Raw genomic sequence first — 2,439 nt, 5'->3', positions numbered from 1 at the left:
GGACTTTCTTCGCAATGCCCACCTCGATATCCCAGCGGCCGTCGAGGCGCTGCGCCAATACTGGATGCCGATCCGCTACGCACGCGCCCGCTGATCACTGCGAACGTGGGAGCTCTTACCGCTTACTATTGTTCGATACTGGCCCGATCCGGTTTCACGAACAGGCCTGGACCACCACGCGACCGGCCGTCGCTATCTTTGACGGTGTGTTTGTGGCAGAGAATGTCCACTCCGGCGACGTGGTGGATATTGAGCAGAAGCGCAATCTGTACCGCGTCATCATCGGCAGCCAAGGTGTCAAGCTCGCTGAGCAGGATGCCACATTGGCCCAGCAGAGCCGCACCCTGACCGGCGAGATCAGCAATGCCGCGAAGGCGGTGCAGCCTCACATCCCGGCAGGCATGAAGCTCGAGCAGTTCATTGCACTGCCGGAGACGGCCGATATCGGCAGCCAGATCGCGACCCAGCAGCAAAAAGTCGATGCGGCCAGACAGGCTACCGCGATCGTGGACCGCAAAGCCCTGGCTGAATATCCGACGCCGGAATTGCCGTCGAACTTTGCGAACCTTCTGGAACAGACGCTCGATGGCATCTCGGCAGACGCAGAAAAGCTGCTGGCAGACCATCTGGCCACCCACAACATGACCGACGGAGGCGGCAACTGGATCGCCGGAGGGCTCGTACATGCTTCCGACACCTGCCCATTCTGCGGCCAGCATATAACGGGCCTGGAAGTTGTCGCCGCGTATCGCGCCATATTTAGCGAACGCTACGCTGCACTTGCCACTGAGATCGCGACTGCAATTGCATCCGTGGCTAATCTGCTCGGTGATGCCGCTCTTGCAAGGATGAAGACGCTGGCGGAACAGAACAGAGGATCTGTCGATTTCTGGACCCAGTATTGCCCGGTAGGTGCGCTGCCGCTTGAACCGTATTCCATCTTCTACGAGGCAGCGACCAACCTGCACAACGCTGCCTTGGCGCTTCTTCGGCGCAAGGCGGATACCCCGCTCGAAGCAATTGAGATGGGGACGGAATTCGAAGCCGCACTTGCGGCCTATAACACCGCAAAGGGCGGGTTGGACGCAGTGAACGCCGCAGTCAGAATGACCAACGTGTCGATCGCAGCAAAGAAGACCGAGACGGGCTCGGTGGACCTAAGAACGGCCGAGGTCGAGTTGATCCGGTTGAAGGCGATCCAGACTCGCCACACGTTGGCCGTTAAGGCGCTTTGCGATCAGCATAACAAGCTCGTCACCGACAAACAGACAGTAGAGGACCGCAAAGAGAAGGCGCGTTCAGCATTGGACGCTCACACCAAAAGCGTCGTCAAGCCTTACGAGAACCGCATCAATACGTTTCTGGAAGCCTTCAATGCCGGCTTCAAGATTGCCGAAACCAAGCACGGCTATCCCGGTGGCATCGCCACGTCGAGCTATCAACTCGTCATAAACAACACCGCGATCGACATTGGCGATGGCAAGACTTCAACGGCCTTGCCGAGCTTCAAGAACACGCTGAGTGCTGGCGACCGCACGACACTTGCACTGGCCTTTTTCCTGGCGCACCTGGAGCAAGATCCGCAAGCTAAGAACACGATCGTTGTCTTTGACGATCCCTTTAACAGCCAGGATGCCTTTCGGCGCCGGCAGACCGTGCACGAGATCATGAAGGTCGCTGCCAGCTGCCTGCAGGTCATCGTCCTCTCCCACGATGCAACGTTCCTCAAGCAGCTTTGGGACAAAGCGCCTCACTCCGAGCGGGTATCGCTCGGCATTTCGGATCATCGCGCTAATGGCTCGAAATTATCCATTATCGATCTGGAGAAGGCATGCCAAGGCCGCACCGCCACCGACATCGATGACCTGCAGTCCTACCTGACAAATGGGAGCGGCACGCTGGTTGACGTGATCCGGAAGATGCGTGTCGTGCTGGAAACCTATTGCCGCACTACCTATCCGTCGAGCTTTCTAGCCAATGACTGGCTGGGCGATATGGTTGGAAAGATCCGCGCGGGCGGGGCAACTCACCCGGCTCAGGCGCTTTACGATGAGTTGGACCAGATCAATGGTTATACCAGCCAATATCACCACGGGGAGAATGCGGCGGACATCACCCCGGATCACATCGATCCTAACGAGCTCACCGGCTACGTCCGAAGGACCCTCCGCATCGTAAATGCGCTTCAAGCCTAAGTTTGTGTTTTGCCTCGCTCGGAGCCCGATCCGCTTCCCCTTCGGATGACAGTCCGCTCTTTACTCGAACTGGAAGGTCAACTCTCTTTCCCACGCTCCAATGACTCATTTTGGAATAGTGTCCGTCGTCAGATAATTTGAGACAGATCAAGCTTTTCGAGAAGGGAGGCTCTGGCTCATCAGGGGTTAGAGTTTAAGCGGCCTGCAGCTGATGCTGCAAGCGGCGGTTTGCGATAGTGACAAG

General features: G+C 57.5%; 1 protein-coding gene. It reads left to right on the top strand.

The features are described 5' to 3' along the window. The first annotated feature begins 128 nt into the window (after positions 1–128). Entirely contained in the window at positions 129–2,195 is a 2,067-nt protein-coding gene (locus ACZYOF_RS43395) for an AAA family ATPase (protein ID WP_463719548.1), read from the top strand. Positions 2,196–2,439 lie beyond the last annotated feature (244 nt).

It is taken from the genome of Bradyrhizobium sp. LeoA1Lang (genome assembly GCF_055413685.1).
The sequence above is the reverse complement of the archived record's forward strand: the minus strand, read 5'-3'. Positions and strand labels throughout refer to the sequence as shown.